At 32.3% G+C, this 19,854-nt stretch carries 16 protein-coding genes; all 16 read left to right on the forward strand.

Annotation, left to right across the window (positions count from 1 at the left end; genetic code table 11):
• Nucleotides 1-164 precede the first annotated feature (164 nt).
• The 16 genes from YW9_RS13020 to YW9_RS0103765 all read left to right on the forward strand — a co-directional run bounded on the left by YW9_RS13020 (nucleotide 165) and on the right by YW9_RS0103765 (nucleotide 19,841).
• Complete coding sequence (locus YW9_RS13020) at nucleotides 165-1,865, forward strand: right-handed parallel beta-helix repeat-containing protein (RefSeq protein WP_018278837.1); 1,701 nt, start codon at nucleotides 165-167, stop codon at nucleotides 1,863-1,865.
• A gap of 158 nt (nucleotides 1,866-2,023) precedes the next feature.
• A complete protein-coding gene (locus YW9_RS0103690) occupies nucleotides 2,024-3,013 on the forward strand; it encodes an SDR family oxidoreductase (protein WP_018278838.1) in 990 nt (329 codons plus the stop codon).
• A 42-nt stretch (nucleotides 3,014-3,055) separates the two neighbouring features.
• Nucleotides 3,056-4,339 carry a nucleotide sugar dehydrogenase gene (locus YW9_RS0103695; RefSeq protein ID WP_018278839.1) on the forward strand — a complete coding sequence of 428 codons (1,284 nt, stop codon included), beginning with the start codon at nucleotides 3,056-3,058 and terminating at the stop codon, nucleotides 4,337-4,339.
• An 11-nt stretch (nucleotides 4,340-4,350) separates the two neighbouring features.
• Nucleotides 4,351-5,757, forward strand: coding sequence for a lipopolysaccharide biosynthesis protein (locus YW9_RS12520; protein ID WP_018278840.1), 1,407 nt, complete (start codon nucleotides 4,351-4,353; stop codon nucleotides 5,755-5,757).
• Between the two features lie 4 nt (nucleotides 5,758-5,761).
• Complete coding sequence (locus YW9_RS13025) at nucleotides 5,762-6,892, forward strand: glycosyltransferase (RefSeq protein WP_041996015.1); 1,131 nt, start codon at nucleotides 5,762-5,764, stop codon at nucleotides 6,890-6,892.
• A complete protein-coding gene (locus YW9_RS13435) occupies nucleotides 6,882-8,066 on the forward strand; it encodes a hypothetical protein (protein WP_155848721.1) in 1,185 nt (394 codons plus the stop codon). Before YW9_RS13025 ends, YW9_RS13435 begins: the two co-directional genes overlap by 11 nt.
• A 410-nt stretch (nucleotides 8,067-8,476) precedes the next feature.
• Entirely contained in the window at nucleotides 8,477-9,637 is a 1,161-nt protein-coding gene (locus YW9_RS0103720) for a glycosyltransferase family 4 protein (RefSeq protein ID WP_018278844.1), read from the forward strand.
• Between the two features lie 14 nt (nucleotides 9,638-9,651).
• Nucleotides 9,652-10,647, forward strand: a complete 996-nt coding sequence (locus YW9_RS0103725) for a glycosyltransferase family 2 protein (protein ID WP_018278845.1) — start codon at nucleotides 9,652-9,654, stop codon at nucleotides 10,645-10,647.
• Between the two features lie 35 nt (nucleotides 10,648-10,682).
• A complete protein-coding gene (locus tag YW9_RS0103730; protein ID WP_018278846.1) occupies nucleotides 10,683-11,648 on the forward strand; it encodes an ATP-grasp domain-containing protein in 966 nt (321 codons plus the stop codon).
• Nucleotides 11,649-12,757: 1,109 nt separating this feature from the next.
• A complete protein-coding gene (locus YW9_RS0103735; RefSeq protein WP_018278847.1) occupies nucleotides 12,758-14,074 on the forward strand; it encodes a phenylacetate--CoA ligase family protein in 1,317 nt (438 codons plus the stop codon).
• A 21-nt stretch (nucleotides 14,075-14,095) separates the two neighbouring features.
• Nucleotides 14,096-15,415, forward strand: coding sequence for a phenylacetate--CoA ligase family protein (locus YW9_RS0103740; RefSeq protein WP_018278848.1), 1,320 nt, complete (start codon nucleotides 14,096-14,098; stop codon nucleotides 15,413-15,415).
• 5 nt (nucleotides 15,416-15,420) lie between these two features.
• Nucleotides 15,421-16,056 carry a sugar transferase gene (locus tag YW9_RS0103745; protein WP_040353713.1) on the forward strand — a complete coding sequence of 212 codons (636 nt, stop codon included), beginning with the start codon at nucleotides 15,421-15,423 and terminating at the stop codon, nucleotides 16,054-16,056.
• Nucleotides 16,028-16,567 carry a GNAT family N-acetyltransferase gene (locus tag YW9_RS13030; RefSeq protein ID WP_018278850.1) on the forward strand — a complete coding sequence of 180 codons (540 nt, stop codon included), beginning with the start codon at nucleotides 16,028-16,030 and terminating at the stop codon, nucleotides 16,565-16,567. Before YW9_RS0103745 ends, YW9_RS13030 begins: the two co-directional genes overlap by 29 nt.
• Nucleotides 16,557-17,468, forward strand: coding sequence for a 1-aminocyclopropane-1-carboxylate deaminase/D-cysteine desulfhydrase (locus YW9_RS0103755; RefSeq protein WP_018278851.1), 912 nt, complete (start codon nucleotides 16,557-16,559; stop codon nucleotides 17,466-17,468). Before YW9_RS13030 ends, YW9_RS0103755 begins: the two co-directional genes overlap by 11 nt.
• A gap of 5 nt (nucleotides 17,469-17,473) precedes the next feature.
• Nucleotides 17,474-18,484 carry an ATP-grasp domain-containing protein gene (locus YW9_RS0103760; RefSeq protein ID WP_018278852.1) on the forward strand — a complete coding sequence of 337 codons (1,011 nt, stop codon included), beginning with the start codon at nucleotides 17,474-17,476 and terminating at the stop codon, nucleotides 18,482-18,484.
• A 232-nt stretch (nucleotides 18,485-18,716) separates the two neighbouring features.
• Complete coding sequence (locus tag YW9_RS0103765; RefSeq protein ID WP_018278853.1) at nucleotides 18,717-19,841, forward strand: DegT/DnrJ/EryC1/StrS family aminotransferase; 1,125 nt, start codon at nucleotides 18,717-18,719, stop codon at nucleotides 19,839-19,841.
• The last annotated feature ends 13 nt before the right edge of the window (nucleotides 19,842-19,854 follow it).

Consider the following 19,854-nt stretch of genomic DNA (forward strand, 5'->3'; position numbering starts at 1 on the left):
AGAAATAAAATAAAGTACGAGGTTATAGAGGTTATATTTAAGTAACTCACTAAGCTATTGAGCTTCATCTCCATAAATGGAATATGTCATACATTTTGTTTATTAAATAGTTTTGTATATTTTTGTCCCGCAAATTAATTTTTTAAAATCTAAATAAATAGCAAATGAAAAAAAAAATTATTACCTCACTCTTATTTTTAGGGATTATACCCATTGTGATTTTTGGAGGAAGTTCTTGTACTTTCGAGGACATCCTTGAACACACTAATGAAAAACACAAAAAGCTTGACGAAAATGATAATAACGAGGAATATGACTTCATAATTACCCCTAAAAATATAACAGGAGATTTCAGGGAGTTTTTTCAAAGTATTGTAAACACATACTCTAATGTTCTGATAAAAGATGGCATATATGAAATTGACTTAACTAGTCACTATCAAGGAGTTAAACCAAAAAATGGATGCATTATTACATTTGAACCAAATGCAAAAATAAAGGTAAAACCCAACAATCTTGATGTATACTCTGTAATAACTCTGAGAGCAAGAAGCAATATCACTCTCATTAATCCAAATATTGAGGGTGACAAGTACAATCATCTAGGCAACACTGGAGAATGGGGACATGGAATAAACGTTAGTGACTGCAGCAACGTTGTGATAAAAAATGCACGGGTTGTTAAAATGTGGGGAGATGGTGTCTACATGAAAAACTGCAATAACATTACAATTAAAAACATATACTTATCAGACAATAGAAGACAAGGAATATCAATCATATCAGGTAGGGACATAAAAATTCACAACCTTGTTGTTGAAAAAACTGGAGGAACTTCACCTGGTTATGGAGTAGACATAGAACCTAATTGGAATGGAGAAAGCGTAATAGGGCTACGTCTCTACAATCCAATTTTCAGAAATAATGGAAATAAAAGTAAAGGATCTCATATGGTAGGATTCTGTCTAACAACTAGAGCAAGTACCACCCTTAATCCTACTCAAAATAAACTTGTAGACTCTATCTTTGACATTGAAATTTTCGATCCAATTTTTGAAAATAACATGCTTTTCATAACACCACATAGCAATCATGTTAGAGGATTAATCAAAGTTCATAGACCCGTATTCTATAATTCAAAAGGTGTCGCTCTCTACTTTCGAAATCATCAATCAGATTTTTTTCAAAGTGAAATCATTGATCCCAAGTTTATTAATTGCGTTGAATACCCACAAAACTCAGTTGATAAAGCCCCCATTGTCTTTCATTGTTCGGAGCAATTGTCCATTAAGAGAGAGGGAACAAAAAACATAACGATAACAAACCCAAAAATAGAAACAACTCATGGAATTGGACTTAATTCTGTTGCTATTTTCAACATTTCCTCCAACAATTTTACAAACGACATGAAAAATGTAAAAGTACATAACATCTCACTCAAAGGGTATGAAAAAGGATTCTATAACACAAAAGAACAAACAGATATACATTCAACGTTCTCTCTAAATTTCAGTGATGTAAGTGAAATACCAGAAATTCAATCGGAAAACATAACATCGAACACATTCGATGGCATGGTTGCCAATTACACGGGAGGCACCGAAAATCCAAAAATATACTTAGATAAGAGTGTTCCTATTTCAGATGCAGAATTTTACTATACAAATAACTCTAGTAATAAGTCCTCTCTAGAATTGATATTTGGAAGAATAAATAATCTTGAGAAGATGCATATTCAAAATTGGGGTACCGAAAAGTTTAGTGGTATTGAGCTACCTTACGGAACCTTTATTAAACTAAAAAAAATCAAATCAAATCGCTGGGTAATCAGTTCAGCATCAGATTCAGTCCGTCCTATAAAGTAAAACAATTTTTTAATACAACGCACTGGAAATCATCAAACAAAAAAAAATCAAAACCACGAAATTAAGTTATTAAAACGTTAATATATAGAAAAATTTCGTCTTTTAAAAAAAAATATATAAATTTGCGTTGTCAATTATGAATCATTCCTTGAAAGTATATGTTTTTTAAACAACTAATTAATAAAAAAATATTGGTAACTGGTGGAGCTGGCTTCATTGGTTCTAATCTTTCCGAAAAGCTCTTGGAATTAGGTGCTGTGGTAACTGTTTTAGACAACTTTGCTACAGGTCACAGACACAACATTGAACCATTTCTATCAAACAAGAACTTCACTCTAATTGAAGGTGACATTCGTGATTTAGAAACTTGCAAAAAAGCCTGTGAAAGACAAGAATTCGTATTGCATCAGGCAGCCTTAGGTTCAGTACCCCGTTCTATCAACGACCCAATCACAAGTAATGATGTAAATGTGGGAGGCTTTCTTAATATGCTTGTGGCAGCAAGAGATGCTGGAGTAAAACGTTTAGTTTACGCAGCAAGTTCCTCGACTTACGGAGATTCTAAATCGTTACCTAAAGTAGAGGATGTAATAGGCAAACCACTTTCTCCTTACGCCATTACTAAATATGTAAATGAGCTATATGCTGATGTGTTCAAGCGTACTTATAATTTTGACACAATTGGACTTAGATATTTTAATGTCTTTGGAAGAAGACAGGACCCAAATGGAGCTTATGCTGCAGTAATTCCAAAATTTGTTATTCAGTTAATGAATCACCAGTCACCAACAATTAATGGAGACGGCACCTATTCCCGTGATTTTACTTACATTGACAATGTAATTCAGATGAATCTTCTGGCAATGATTTCAGAAAATACTAACGCTGTAAACCAAGTATATAACACAGCAGTAGGAGATAGAACTACAATTAAGGATATGGCTGAATTATTGAGAACATTTCTTGCTAAGTATGATCCAAAAATTGCAGAAGTAGAAATTCTAAATGGTCCTAATAGGTTAGGTGACGTACCTCACTCATTAGCCTCTATAGAAAAAGCACAAAAAAACTTAGGATATCAACCTACTCATAAATTCGCTGAGGGACTAAAAGAAGCGGTAGATTGGTATTGGAAAAATTTAAAATAATTCAAATAAAGAAACTTAAAATTCATTAATAAAAGTAAGAAAATGAAACACAAAATAGCTGTTATCGGTTTAGGTTATGTTGGATTGCCTTTAGCAAGGCTTTTTGCTACAAAATATCCAGTAGTTGGTTTTGACATCAATAAAGAAAGAGTTGAAAAACTTAAGGGAGGACACGATGATACTCTAGAAGTTTCTGATGAGTTGCTTCAATCCGCATTGGTAAAAGAGAACCCTTTCAACAGCAATACCAATGGACTTCTATGTTCTGCTGAATTAAACGATATCAAAGACGCAAATATTTACATAATCACAGTTCCTACACCTGTTGACAAAAATAACCGACCTGTTTTAACCCCACTAGTAAAAGCGAGTGAAACAGTAGGAAAAGTCCTGAAAAAAGGAGACATTGTAGTATATGAATCAACTGTATATCCAGGAGCTACTGAAGAAGACTGTATCCCAGTAGTAGAAAAAACTTCAGGAATGAAATTCAATGTAGATTTCTTCGCGGGTTATTCTCCTGAGAGAATCAACCCAGGAGACAAGGAACATACAGTAGAAAAGATTTTGAAAGTAACCTCGGGTTCTACTCCAGAAATAGGGAGAATCGTAGACGATATTTACAAATCGGTAATTACAGCAGGTACTCATTTGGCTCCGACCATAAAAGTGGCTGAGGCGGCTAAAGTGATTGAAAATTCACAACGTGATATCAATATTGCTTTTGTTAATGAATTGGCTAAAATATTCAATTTAATGGATATTGACACACACGCTGTTTTGGCTGCTGCTGGTACAAAGTGGAACTTTTTACCTTTCAAACCGGGGTTAGTTGGCGGACATTGCATTGGTGTTGACCCATTCTACTTGGCTCAAAAGGCACAAGAATATGGCTATCATCCTGAGATTATTTTAGCAGGAAGAAGATTGAACGATTCTATGGGTAAATATGTAGCAGAACAAGTAGTAAAGGCAATGATTAAAAAGAACATCAATGTGAATGGAGCAGAAGTATTGATGTTAGGAATTACTTTTAAAGAAAATTGTCCTGATGTTCGCAATACGAAAATTGTGGATGTGATTGCTGCTTTGGAAGATTTCGGTGTGAAAGTAACTATTTTCGATCCTTGGGCGAATCCAGAAGAAGTTAAACACGAATATGGCGTTGAAAGCTCACAAAAACTATCTTCTACAAAGTTTGATGCTGTGGTTCTTGGAGTTGCCCATGAGGAATTTAAAAACCTAAATTTCAATGCCCTGAAAAAAGACAATGCTATTGTGTATGATGTAAAAGGAGTCCTCATAAATTCAGAAGGTAGATTATAAACATCAGGCATATGAGTAGTAAACTTAAATTAGGATTATTATGGAGTATTATTGAAGTTGTAATTAAAAGGACACTAGACTTTGTTGTCAAGCTAATATTAGCAAGATTGTTATTTCCAGAAGATTTTGGGGTAATAGGTATGGCTACCGTTTTCATATCTTTTATACAAGTTCTCAATGACGGGGGAATGGGTCCCGCAATCATACAGAAGAGAAATTTAACACAGAAACACCTTAATACCGTCTTCTGGACCAATGTGTTTTGGTCACTGTTTTTGTACAGTTTGCTTTCGTTTGGGGTGGCTCCTTTTGTATCTAACTTTTACAATCAACCAATACTTAGTAAAATAATACCTTTCCTAAGTTTGTCTATTTTGACTAGTGCACTAAATACTGTGCACTTTGCATTACTCAGGAGAGATTTGAAGTTTAAACAAATCGCCATAATTCGTAACGTTTCTTCTTTAATCGGTGGTTGTTACGCTGTGTACCTTGCACTTTTTGATTTTGGAATTTGGGCTCTAGTTGCCAATGAAATCGTAGCGTGTATGGTATCTGTCCCATTGTTTTACAACAAATCCAGGTGGATTCCAAAACTGCAATGGAATTCTAAAATTTTGAAAGAAGTAGTTTCTTTTGGAGTTTTTGTAACGGGTACAAAAGTCATAATGAATATTGTGTCTAATATTGACTACCTTATTATTGGAAAATGGATTGGAGCAGCTGCATTGGGCTATTACACACTTGCGTTCATGATGACTAACTTAGTTAGTGGTCAGATTACAAGTATGCTTGACACTGTGATGTTTCCCTTTTATAGCACAATACAGAATGATATAAACAAGCTAAAGGCGTATTACTTAAAATTGATTGGATATTACGCTTTATTAATATATCCCATTATGCTAACTCTAATTCTGTTTGCAGAAGATTTGATTAATCTATTTTTTGGCGAAAAATGGGGTGAGGTCGTTTTACCTTTAAGAGTTTTAGCATTAGCCGTGATGATAAATGTTCTGACAAGTGGCTATAACCTATTGTTTAGAAGTACTGGTAATCCCAAATATGAGTTTAAAATCCAACAAATAACCTCTTTAGCAGTTTATTTACCGTGCATTTTGATTGGAGTTTACTCATATGGTGTAGTCGGAGCTGCAACAGGGATACTATTATCGAAAATAATCAATATTTTTGTCCACTTGCATGTATTAAATAAGTACTTCAAGATTCAAGGCTTTGAAATTTTTAAACAAGTGTACAAAATTATAGTTCTTTGTTTAGTAACTTCTGTCGTTGTGTTGTTACTACGATTACTAAGAATTGACAACCAACTAATTTTCGTTGTGTACATATTAACGCTAAGCATTTCTTACATTAAAATTTTCAAAAATAAACTGATAATTTTATTAAAAAAATAAACTTATGAAAGTTTTAACTATAATAAATTCCGCAAATATGGGAGGAATTGAAAAAACTCTTTTATCTTGTTTAAACCATATGAAGGAAGAAAAATTAAGTATGTCAATCTTATGCTATGAACCTCTTGGTGTTTTGGAAAAAAAATTCAGGAAGCTAGGGGTCGATTTTCTTTATATAAAGAAAACGGGAATGATCGTGTTGGATGCTTTACAAATTCTCCTCATACTATTGAGGCATAAATTTGATTTGGTACATAGCCGTTTTGGATTTACCTCAGGAGGCTTTGTATTGGGTTCAAAATTAGTTGGAAAGAAAATTTACGTTTCACTACATAGTACAGAACCTTCGTCTTTGAAAAAGTTTAAATCTAACAAGCTTTTATTCAGAATGTTATTTTTTCATCTCAAGATTCATAAGTACATAACAATGAGATTTGCTGACAAGATAATAGGACACTCAAAATCTAATCTTTATTCTAATTATCCTGAATGGAAAACTAATAAAAAATTTCAATTGATTTACAATGGGATAGACTTTGATACATTGGATAATGATCTTGAAGAGAGTGAAAAACTAAATATTTTTAAGAAGGTTGATGATTTTGTAATTCTACATATAGGTAATTTTAGACCTGTAAAGAATCATTCTTTACTTATAGAAGGTTTTCATGATTTAAATCCAAAGTACAACAACTACAAACTGATCTTAGTAGGTGATGGAGAATCACTAACAACAATAAAGAAAAGAGTTAAGGAATTGGATATATCTGACCACGTTTTTTTTGCTGGATTTGATGAGAATATAGGCAAATATCTTGAAAAAGCAGATTTATTTGTTCTGCCTTCACTAACCGAAGGTTTAGGAAATGTACTCATTGAAGCACAGTATAAGGGCATTCCTATTTGTGTTTCTAATATTCCTCCACTTTATGAGTCTGGGTACAGAGAATATCATAAGTATTATTTTGACCCAAGTGATAAAAAAATGATGGTTGAGAAATTGAATCAAATAATATCTGACATAAAGCAAAACAAATTGAATGACACAATCAATGAAGCTCGTAAATATGTAATAAAGAACTTTTCCATCAAATCAATGACATTAAAACTATTGAATTTATATTATGAAAAGTAAGCCTTTATCATCCCATCTTGATTTTAGTGAAAAAGTCCTATCTATAACGATAGCTGGCTTAGCTTTGTTGTCTTGTTCACCTATAGTTTTATTTGATCTTAACGAGTCTCTCATCTTATTATTTTGTGCATTTTTTTTTATTTTACTTATAAGGCAATTTATAAAAGAAAAGTTTTGTTTAGAAAACTCGGTCATTATTACATTTTTTTTTAGCATTACGACATTTTTATACGTAGCATTCCCTTTTAGAGAATATGATCGTTTTTCACCCTCGACAATATGGTTACTTTTATTTTCCACAATTCTGCTACTACGAAGGATTATTCTAATAAAAGCCTTTAATATTTTTTCTACCGCAATATATTGGGTGTGTATAACATCATTTATTATTTTACTTCTGAATGCCGCCAACATTTCGCTACCCAATCAAATTATTCCAAGGGGTGATGTAGGGGGATATTTCACATCTTATTTTATTTCAATAAAACTAAGCGGACAAGAATATTCTATGTTTGGTATAAACTTGTATAGGTTAAGTGGTATATTTGCTGAGCCTGGTCATTTTGGCTTAGTTCTAACTATGATTCTATATACATACAAAGGCATAATGAAAAGTATAAAAGGAAAGGTAATTCTACTAACCTCCTTGCTCACACTTTCCTTTGGTACTTTTGTATTATTATTCGGGCTTCTATTAAAGTATATTATTTTAGAAAAAAAAATACGATTATTTTTCCTCATTGGATTAGCCATATTACTGTTTTTCTCGCTAACCCCTGTGGAAATCATTGAGCGTTTTTTTCTTGACAAAGCTGAAGGTTCTTTAGAAGAAAGAACTTCTAATTATTTTCTGAATTTTTACAATTCATTTCTACAAAGTGGTAATATTTTAATAGGAGAAGGAAGAGATATTTTAGAGATTAACAACATCAGAAATTCTGATTATAGAGGTTTTGTCATACGCTACGGTTTTTTAGGCATATTATTGTTTTGCTGTATCATGTTATCAATGTACTGGAAAAAAGACATCACCATCAAGTTCCTAGGTTTTTTCTATTTCTTAATAGTTTTAATGCATAGATCCTGGTTTGTAGATTACTTTGCTTTTTTATTTTTCCTGTTGGTTTTAACATACAACTTACATCACAATGATAGTCAAGGAAAATCTGCATGAATCATATTAAACAAATGTTTACTTAAATAATCTATATAATGGATAGTCAAAAGATAAAAACACTGATACAAAGTATTTATACTTAGTGTACAGGGAATATTTGAAGTTAAGATATAATTAGTTCCAGTTCGGAAGGAATCTATCCTTACACTGTCTGAATATGATCCTCTCTAGAATTGGTCTTCAAATCCTCTCATCTTGAGAGATAACTTGAAAATTATGTTTATAGCCAATTGAGGCTTATCATAGTCTCTGTTTTTATGAACATTAGGCATAAAAAATTAATTCCATCTATAAAGGAAAAAATAAAGAAGTAATTTCTTTGGTTTTTAACTCCCACAGTGATAGCAACAAAAATGTTTTAAGTCGCACATATATTACAAACTAAAAAAATAATTTAAAAATACAGTATGAAGCCCAAACTTTTTCGCGTCACAACTATTTCTGGATCCCTAAAACTTTTAAAAGGACAGTACCGTTTCATGTCAGATCATGGGTTCGAGGTTATCGGAATCTCAAGCAAAGGAAGACATCTTGATGACATAAGAAAAGATGAAGAAATTAGAACTATCGCCTTGGAGATGACTCGTACCATTTCACTATTAAAGGACTTGAAATCACTATTTCAATTCTATAAAATATGTAAAAAAGAACGTCCTTTGATTGTGCATACTCACACTCCAAAAGCAGGAATTGTAGGAATGTTGGGAGCCAAACTAGCAGGTGTTCCAATTCGCTTACATACTGTCGCTGGATTACCTTTGGTAGAGTCTAGTGGAATAAAACGAAAAATATTAGATTTTGTGGAAAGGTTAACCTACTCCTGTGCTAGTAGAATTTATCCAAATTCTAAAAAAATGTATGAATTCATTATAAAAAACAATTACACCTCCAAAGGTAAACTAAAGGTTATTGCTAATGGTTCGTCAAACGGAATTGACACTCAATTTTTCTCTCCTGATAGAATCACAGAAGAAAAGAAAAGCCTATTAAAAAGAAAATTAAATATTTCAGATAGTGATTTTGTTCTCATATTTGTTGGGCGAATTGTAGGAGATAAGGGAATAAATGAGTTAGTACAAGCTTTTGTAGAGCTCAACAATCCTCAAATGAAGCTTCTACTCGTGGGAAGTCAAGAGAAAGAACTTGATCCCCTAAAAAAGCAAACATTGATAGCTTTAGAAAAAAATAAAAACATTTTATCTGTGGGGTTTCAAGATGATGTTCGCCCATATTTTGCTATCTCAAAAGCGTTAGTATTTCCTAGTTATAGGGAAGGTTTCCCAAACGTAGTAATGCAGGCAGGAGCAATGGAAGTACCAAGCATTGTATCAGATATCAATGGATGTAATGAAATCATCGTCAGCGGTGAAAATGGAATTGTTATTCCAGTCAAGAACACCGAGGAACTAAAAAAATCAATAACAACTTTGTTTAAAAATAACGTACTTTATAACAAGCTCAAAAGTAATTGCCGAAGAATGATTGTTAATCGTTACGAACAAAAGATTATTTGGAGTTCCTTATTGAGGGAATATCAAAACCTTTTGAAACAACACTCAAAAGAATAATTAGCCATAATTCGATGAAACTATCCATCATAATCCCCATCTATAACAGCGAGAGATACTTGGGAGGATGTATTCAAAGTCTTTTTGATCAAAAAATCCCACAAGATGATTTTGAAATTATTTTAATTAATGATGGTTCTAGCGACCAAAGCTTGAGTGTCTGCCATAAACTATCTAAAAAATATGGAAATATAAAAATAATTTCTCAAATAAATAAAGGTCAAAGTGCTGCCAGAAATGTTGGATTTAGAAAAGCAAAAGGCAAGTATATTTTTTTCATGGATTCTGATGATCACCTAAAATCAGGCTATTTAAATCATTTTTTAAAGGTAATAGAAGCGAAGAAACTGGATTTTTTAGGTTTTGGAAATTACAAAACCTCAAAGATGTATCGTTTTTCTGATGATTTTCGCAACTTAGAAATCACAATTGAAGGAGATGGACATAATATAATAGCAAATTATCAGTATTACAATGGTTCATCCTGGTATCTATTTGAAAGAGAACTCGCAGAAGAAATTCAATTTGAAGAAGGACGTACATGTGAGGATGTTATTTTCACCACCTTGCTTCTTCTAAAAGTGAAAAATGGATGCATATATAGCAATAAAATTTATGGTTACTACGCAAATAGTGAATCGACTCTGAAATCCAAAAAACAGGAACAGTTATGTAAAGTGACTAATGATATGTTTTATGTCGCTCTGCGATTTAGTGAAATTATAGAGCAAACTGACTTTAAGGAAAATATGAAAGTTTTTAATCGACTAAAATCAAGACAAGAATCATACACGTACTTCGCTATTGTTCGTTTCCTCAGAAGTAAAAGAAAATACTCCGAACTGGAAAAGTTTTTGTCAGATTTGAAAGAATGTAGATATCAAGCATATCCGATTACCAACTTCAAAGGATATAATAGAAGAGATAAATTGTTAATCAAATGCTTCAACAATAAATTCTTCTTACAAACTTTCATAAAGTTCAATAGACTTTTAAACATTTTTAAATAGTACAAAAACACATCTATTATAATTCAAAGTTCACAATGAACATACTCATAACCTCCGCTGGACGGCGGGTTTCTTTGGTTAATTTTTTTCAGAAAGAGATAAAACATTTAAATCCTGAGAATAAGGTTTATACGGTAGATTTAAATCCAAGCTTAGCTCCTGCTTGTGTAATTTCAGACGGTTACAAAAAAACTTGTAGTGTAACTGCTCCCGATTATATCGAAAATCTATTAAATATTTGTCAGTTATGGAATATAAAGATAATTATCCCAACGATTGACACCGAACTTTTAACTCTTGCCAAACACAAACAACTGATCTTAGATAATGGTATAATACCCATAATTTCATCGTTGGATTTTATAGACAAGTGTAGAGATAAAAGAAAAATTAATCAATTTTTTGTAAGTAACAACATTGAAATTCCGAAAACTATTGATAAAAAAAAACTAGAGTTTCCTCTATTTATAAAACCTTATGATGGTTCAGCAAGCAAAGGTTCTATGTTGATAAATGACGCATCAGAGCTTAAAGAATATCATTTGAATAATCCTAAATTGATGTTCTTGGAGTACATTGATAAATCTCAATATGAAGAATTTTCCATTGACACATATTATGACAAATATAATACGTTAAAGTGTTTGGTCCCTCGCAAGAGAATTTTTGTGCGTGCTGGAGAAATTAGTAAAGGAATTACCAGAAAAAATGAACTTATAGATTTCATCAAAACTCGCTTAAACAAAATAGAAGGAGCTGTGGGTTGCCTCACGATGCAATTCTTCTTCAATCCTAATACTAAACGAGTTGTCGGAATCGAAATTAATCCACGATTCGGAGGAGGTTATCCACTAAGTTATTTGGCTGGCGCCAATTTTCCCAAATTCATTATTGATGAGTACATCCTAAATAAAGAAATTCAACCTTTCGATAATTGGGAAGATAATTTATTGATGCTTCGTTATGATAACGAGATTTTAGTACACGACTATGAGGAATAAGTACATCATTTTTTTGATTTAGACGACACGCTAACTTACGAAATAGATTTTTTAAAATCAGCATATAAAGAGATTTCCCATTTTATTTCTAATTCTCAAAATCACGAATCTCTTTACGATAAAATGCTTGACATTTATCCTTGAGGAGAGGATGTCTTTTCATTTGTTGTTGAAAATGTATAGAAATCATTTTCCAAGTTTAAAATTAAATGATAGTGCTGAAGTAATCTTTAATTTCTATAAATCAAAAAATTATAAGATGGGACTCACACCTTATAACATTGTGTAAATCAGTAAAATAAGCTAAAATCATTGAAGATAGAGAATATTTTTAACAAAATTATCATTTCAGAAGAATTTGGCTTTTCTAAGTCTGATGAAATTTTACCGCTTTCTATAAAGAAGGAATTGACGAGTATTTTTATATTGCGAATGACCCAAAAAAGATTTTATCATTCCAAAATAAACTATATGCCTACTTGATAAAGGCTGAAATATACATACACAAAATTTCAATCTCGAAAAAGATTTCCTTCCAAAGCATAAAGTTGATGATTTAGCAAACATAACTGACATAATAATGTGAAAAATATCATAAAATTGATATTTACATGAATCAGTATTAAATAATTTCCTACCTTTGCACTGATTAATTTAAAGAAGGTTATCATTAATATTTTGGACATAAAACAAAATTAGCTTTAGAAATATTCCAAAAGTGTAATGTAATAGTGTTTAATATGGTTTGTTGTATTTTTGCTGAAATTGAGAATCTGCTTTGTAAAGTTTTAATTAACATTTGGAGAGGATTATGGTTGAAACACCTACCTCGAAGTTACTCTACTGAAGTATAATCCAATCTGACAGAATCGTTGTTTATTGATCTCTCAATCCTGTAATATGGCTGCAGTCATCATAAATATAAACATTTTCGAAGAGTGACTTTATGCAATTTTTAACAATTTTAATAACAACACTTTTTGCTTACCTGTTAACCTGTCTGCCTCGAAAACAAATCAAAACTATTTTATATATAGAGTTGTTGTACAAAAAAGAGTTATAAATAAAAGATATATCGTTAATCATGCTAATGTAAATACTTAACTACTATGAAGAATATTAGAAACTATGTTTTTTGGGCGATAGACTTTGTAACAGGAGGAAAAAAGAGAGCATTCTACGAAGAAATTAGAAAAGTTTATTATCAAACTAATGGCTACGAAAAAATTACATCTCAACGATTGAGTGAGATTTTATCTTATGCCTATGAGAAAGTACCTTTCTATAAGGGAATTGATTGCAGTAGCATAACAAACTTTCCTGTCATAACTAAGAAGATTATTAACAGCAACTACAACGATTTCTTTTCCACAGACTACATCAACAAGAAAAATAGATTAAGACTAATGACAACGAGTGGCTCTACAGGGACTACTTTTAAAGTTTTTCAGAATTCTGATAAGGTGTTGAGAAATAAAATTGATGCCCTTTTCTTCTATGAAATAGGTAACTATTCTCTTGGCGACAGAATTTACTCATTGCGTGTATGGACTCACTTAAATAGAAAAAAGAAGCTATCATGCCTAAAAGAAAATCTAAAGATGATAGACACCTCAGATTTATGCAAAAGAAATTGGAACTCTTTTAAGAGTGATATGTTAAACTACTCTTCTCCGAAAATAATTTTGGCGTATGCATCATCCCTTACTGAATTTTTAAATTCTTTGTCTGACGAAGAAAAAAAGCTTAAATGGGGTATAAAGTCAATTTTTTCGGGTGCTGAGGAATTGCCTTTGCACGTAAAAAGGGAATTAAAAAAAGTTTTTAAATGTCCTATAGTGTCTCGTTATTCGAATCAGGAAATGGGTATATTTGCTCAACAACCTATTTCTGGGGAAGAATATTTTTTAACTAATGATGCTAGTTATTATTTTGAATTTTTAAAACTTGATAGTGACAAAAACGCACAAGAGGATGAAATCGCAAGAATTGTAGTCACAGATTTATTTAACAAAGCAATGCCTTTGATTCGTTACGACACTGGGGACTTGTGTACTTTTGGAACAAGAAACAATAGAAAATATATAAAAGTAATACAAGGAAGAACGTTGGATCTTTTAAAAAGTAAAAGCGGACAAATTTATTCCCCCTATACTATAATTCTCTTGCTGTGGAATTTTAAAGGTATCATACAGTTTCAATTCATACAAGAAGATTTAAATTTTATCGTACTGAGGTTAGTCCATAATTTTGAAAACAAAGAACAAAGTTTTAAGGATATTGAAGAAAATCTAAGGTCCCTCTTTGGAAAACAAACCACAATTAAGATTGAAGAAGTCACTGAAATACCGTCAGAAAAAACAGGGAAACGGAGATACATAATTTCGAAACTAAATATCAATGATAATCAAACAATAACAAAATAATTAACTATTAAAAGACTTAACATGTATTTAGATGAACTAATAAGAAACAAAGTTTTTTTCCTCTTAGATTTCATTAAAGGGAAAAACATTTCTAAAAAGATTAATTTACTAGATGATTTTTATCGTGATTCCAAGGAAAATCAATTGCATATCGTCAACAATAAACTTGTAAATTTATTGAACGATGTTACAAAAAATGTCCCTTTTTACATGGACAAAGGGGGGCTTTCTGATTTAAAAGACTTCCCTATTGTAAATAAGAAAAATATATATCAAAACACCATTTCCTTTTATTCCAAGATATACAACTCCAAAAAACTTGTTCCTGTTCGCACAAGTGGTTCCTACGGAACTCCGTTAACTTACTTTCTAACTAAGAAAAAAAAGGAAAGTCAGTTGGCTGAAGTCATTTTTTTTGGAAGGAAAAGCGGGTATGATGTAGGAGTTCGTCACGGATATTTTAGATCCATCCCACATAAAACAAACTTTAAATTTTGGATGCAAAATGAAACTTTTTTTGCTTCGAAACAGCTAAATGAGGAGTTTGTCTCCTTAGGAATAAAAAATCTTAAGAAAAAAAGAATTAAATCTTTGATAGGGTTTCCTTCTGCAATTTCTTATTTAGCTAAGAGTTGTCTTGAAAAGGGGTATCTCCCTTCTGATTTTAAAGTGAAAGGAGTGATTACTTCATCAGAAAATTTGACTAGTCACCAGAGAAAAACAATAAGGAAAGCTTTTGATTGTGCTATCCACAGTAGATACTCGACGGAAGAACTAGGTGTACTTGGGAATCAGCTTGATGAGACTTCTGGATTTGTGATGAATACGTTCAATTATATCATAGAAGTTTTAAAACTAGATAGAGATGAAAGTGCCGATATTGGGGAAATTGGAAGAATTGTTGTAACAGATTTACATTCTAACTCGATGCCTTTAATTCGTTATGAGACAGGCGATTTAGGTAAAATAGGTAATTTTTTCTGTAATGAAAAAAAATGGGTGGGCAATATAAGTATGTTATCTGGAAGAGCTGTTCAAATTATATACAGTACAAATGGAACACCTTTATATCCTCTTTTTTTAGACAGTATTATGGAAAAATATGATTACTTCTCCCAATATCAATTGATCCAGAATGACAAAAAAGACTTTACTATCAAACTGGTCACAAACAACTATTACTCTGAGGATCAATTCGACATCAATAAATTTCTAAATTATTTCTATAATTGGCTAGGAAATGATGCAAATGTAACTGTTGATTTTGTAAAAGACATCGACAAACTCCCTTCTGGCAAAAGACCTTATATTATAAACAGATATAAAGAGTTTGCACCATGAACATGATATACAAGACTTATATAAAACGTTTTATCGACTTTTCAGTAGCTCTTATGGGGTTGATTTTATTTTCTCCCATATTTCTAGTCACGATGATGTGTTTATATTTTGTAAATCAAGGAAAGCCATTCTTCTTCCAAGAACGACCAGGGTTGAACGAAAAGATTTTTAAAATTATAAAATTCAAATCAATGAATGATAAGAGAGATAGAAATGGAAATTTGCTCTCTGACAATGAACGATTAACCAAAGTTGGTGCCTTTGTTAGAAGAACTTCGTTGGATGAGATTCCACAACTAATAAATGTCCTCAAAGGCGATATGTCTCTTGTTGGACCTCGTCCATTACTAACAAAATATCTACCATACTACACTGAAAGAGAAAAGATTAGACACAACGTAAGACCTGGAATAACGGGACTAGCACAAGTTACTGGTAGAAATACTATTAATTGGGATGAAAAATTGGAGTTAGATGCTAAGTATGTAGAAACGATATCTTTTTGCAATGATATAAGAATATTGTTAAAGACAGTAAAAAATGTAATAAGTAGAAAGGACGTTATTGTGATACCTGGAAGTGCTTTTACAACATTAGATAAATACAGACAAAATGACGATAATACCAAAAAAATTCAGTAAATTGGATATCCCAATTCGAGTAGCTTGGATTAATGATGAAAGAATAAACAAGAGCATGTCTTTTTCCTTACCAGCTTCAATTGAAGCTACGGAGGCTTGGTTTGTGAATAATATTGGAAATACTAAAAGAGCTGATTTCTCTTTTTTCAACGAGTTTGGAGAACTTATTGCAATGGGAGGATTCACTAACATAAATCAACAAAGTCAAAATGCAGAATTTTACATCATGGTTAATCCTAACATGCAAGGGAAGGGTATTGGAAAACAAGTTTCAATTTGGCTATTTAATTATGGCTTTTCTGTCGTTAAATTAAACAAGATCTATCTATATACTGATGATGATAATATAAAGGCCTACAATATTTATGAAAAAGCAGGCTTTGTATTAGAAGGCACTCTTAGGCAGCATCATTTTAGGAAAAACACATGGACTAACAAAAGATTCTACGGATTATTGAGAGCCGAATGGAATACAAAGCACTGGAAAAAAAACATTTACAATGAAGTTTAATCTAATACAAAATATTCAAGGTTATACATTTTTTAGGGATGACTTATTTCCCTTTTTAGGGGGCGGAAACAAGGGACGAAAGATGAATGAAATAGGAAAATTTGTCCTATCGAATAGTTACAATGCACTAGTAACTACAGGAGGATTCCAATCAAACCACTGTAGAGCTGTTGCCGTTTTTGCCGCTCAAAACAAGATGGATTGTACATTAGTTATACATGGTTCAAAAGACTCTTTCCTTAAACAATCTGGCAATGCAAAAATCATGAGGCTGTCTGGAGCAGAGATTGTCTTTGTAAACGAGCCGAAAGAAATTGGATATGAAATGGATGAAGCCATGCAACGATATAATAAAAAAAATAAAAAACCTTTCTATATTTTTGGAGGAGGACACAATATAGAGGGAGGATATGCCTATGTAAAATCTATTAAGGAGCTACAAAGGTATAAAATAAAGCACAGCTGGGAACCTAAGTATATTTTTCTAGCTTCAGGGACGGGTTCAACTCAATCTGGTATTCTAGCTGGGTTAGATAAGTTTAATTTCGAGAACACTAAAGTTATTGGAGTGTCTGTTGCCAGAAAATCTTCCCAAGCAGAAAAAATAGTGGATGAGTTATATCAATCCCTATGTGTATCCTACCAAATATCATACACTAAACGTACTTCAATTGTTCTTGATGATTATTTATGTGGTGGTTATGGCTTATATGACAAAAATATAGAAGAAGTAGCAAGAACCTCCGTAAAAAACTTTGGGGTAACTTTAGATTGCTGTTATACAGCAAAAGCATTCCACGGAATGATAGATTTTATGAACAAAAATAACATCAATAAAAGAGACGTTTTATTTTGGCATACTGGTGGGATTTTTAACTTTATGGCAGAAGCAAATCAATAAACATCATGAATATACTTTTTACTTGTGCAGGACGAAGAAATTACTTAATTAACTACTTTAAAAAAGCTTTAGAGAATCAGGGAAAGGTTTTTGCCTCAGATATGAATCTCACAGCCCCAGCATTGGTTGATGCTGATATGGCCATTCAAGTCCCAGAAATTTATGAAAGAGACTACATATCGACAATCATTGGAATTATAAAAGAACACAACATTTCTGCTGTAATTTCATTGAATGATTTGGAACTCCCTATCTTATCTAGGTGCAAAGAAGAAATAGAAAAAATTGGAACAAGAGTCATCATTTCTGATGATAACGTAATTAAAATTGCTTTTGACAAATGGGAAACAGTGAAATTTCTAAATAGTATTGGACTAAAATCCCCCAAAACATTTATTAACTTAAATGAAGCTAAAAAAGCTATCGATGAAGGCTCTTTAAGTTTTCCTTTAGTCATTAAACCTCGTTGGGGGAGTGCTTCAATTGGAATTCACTTCCCAGAAAATCTTGAGGAGCTGGATTTAGTATACCAACTACAAACCATTCAATTAAAAAAAACTATTCTTGCGGAAGCTAGCAACGAGGATATTGATCATGCTATCCTCATACAAGAAAAGATACAAGGAACAGAATATGGAATGGATATCCTAAACGATTTTCAAGGAAACTATATAGGTACATTCGTTCGTAAAAAATTGTCCATGAGAGCAGGTGAAACAGACAAAGCTATTTCAGTAATAGATGAGAGATTTAATCAGGTAGGAAAAATTATAGGAGAGAATTTAAAACATATAGGAAACTTAGACTGTGATGTTTTTGAGTGCGATGGAAAACTGTATATCTTAGAGCTAAATCCTCGCTTTGGTGGTGGATACCCTTTTTCACATGAAGCAGGAAGCAACACAGCAGCAGCTTATATCGAATGGTTGAAGGGAGGAAATAATATTTCCCAATACCTTGATTACAAAGAAGGAATAATGTTTTCCAAGTGTGATAGACTACTAAGAATTAATTAGCACCATCTTATAGCGTATAAAATATGAACACTTTCTAATACAATAAAATTTCCAATTTTTCACAAGAGATACAGAATATCATTATAAAAACGCTAATAGGTAGCATAAAGAAATGTTAAATATATAAAAGAATAGAGTTTTATATTTACCTTTGCACACCAAAAACAGTTGTTATTACAACGATCAATCTAAAATAAAGTCATTTTTAAGTATTTCAAAACCATTAAAGAAAATGAATTCAAAAGTATGGTTATCTTCACCTCATATGGGAGGAAGTGAACTTAAGTATATCCACGAAGCGTTTGACCAAAATTGGGTTGCCCCACTTGGTCCTAATGTAAACGGATTTGAAGAAGATTTAGAAAAATATTTAGAACAAAATGTAAAGGTGGCAGCTCTCTCTGCAGGTACTGCAGCTCTGCACTTAGCTTTAGTTGCTCTTGGTGTAAAATCGGGAGATGAGGTGATTTGCCAGAGTTTTACGTTTTCAGCTTCCGCAAATCCAATTGTTTATCAGGGCGCTACCCCCATTTTTGTTGACAGTGAGCCACAAACTTGGAACATTTGCCCACAAGCGTTAGAAGAAGCCATAAAACACCGTATTTCAAAAGGTAGAAAACCTAAAGCCATCATTGTTGTACATCTTTACGGAATGCCTGTAAAAATGGATGAAGTACTTCAAGTGGCGAATCGTTATGAAATCCCTGTCATCGAAGATGCTGCTGAGGCTTTGGGAAGTACATTCAAAGGACAAAAATGTGGTACTTTCGGAGAAATGGCAATCCTTAGTTTTAATGGAAATAAAATCATAACAACTTCTGGAGGAGGAGCTTTAGTGTGTAAAAAAGCTGAGCAAAAAGAAAAAGTTGTGTTCCTTTCTACTCAAGCAAGAGACAACGCACCTCATTATCAACACTCACACATTGGATATAACTACCGAATGAGTAATATATCAGCTGGAATTGGTCGTGGACAAATGGAAGTACTTGAAGAAAGAGTTGCTCAAAGACGTAAAAATCACTCCTTCTATCAAGAGTTTTTTAAAGATTTTGATGGAATTACACTCTTCACGGAACCTAATTCTGATTTCTTTTCAAATCATTGGCTTTCAGCAATAACAATTGATAATAAAAAAACAGGTTTTGATAGAGAAGAACTGCGTCTGAAATTCCTTGAGGATAACATTGAAACGCGTCCTCTGTGGAAACCTATGCATTTACAACCCGTTTTTGCCGATGCTCCATATTACGGAGGAAATGTTTCTGAAACTTTATTCGATAAAGGTCTTTGTCTTCCTTCTGGTTCTAATATGACAGATGAAGATAGAGAACGAATCGCAAAAATTTTCTCTAAATAATTCAAAAACATAA

This window comes from Capnocytophaga cynodegmi DSM 19736 (assembly GCF_000379185.1).
GTDB lineage: Bacteria > Bacteroidota > Bacteroidia > Flavobacteriales > Flavobacteriaceae > Capnocytophaga > Capnocytophaga cynodegmi.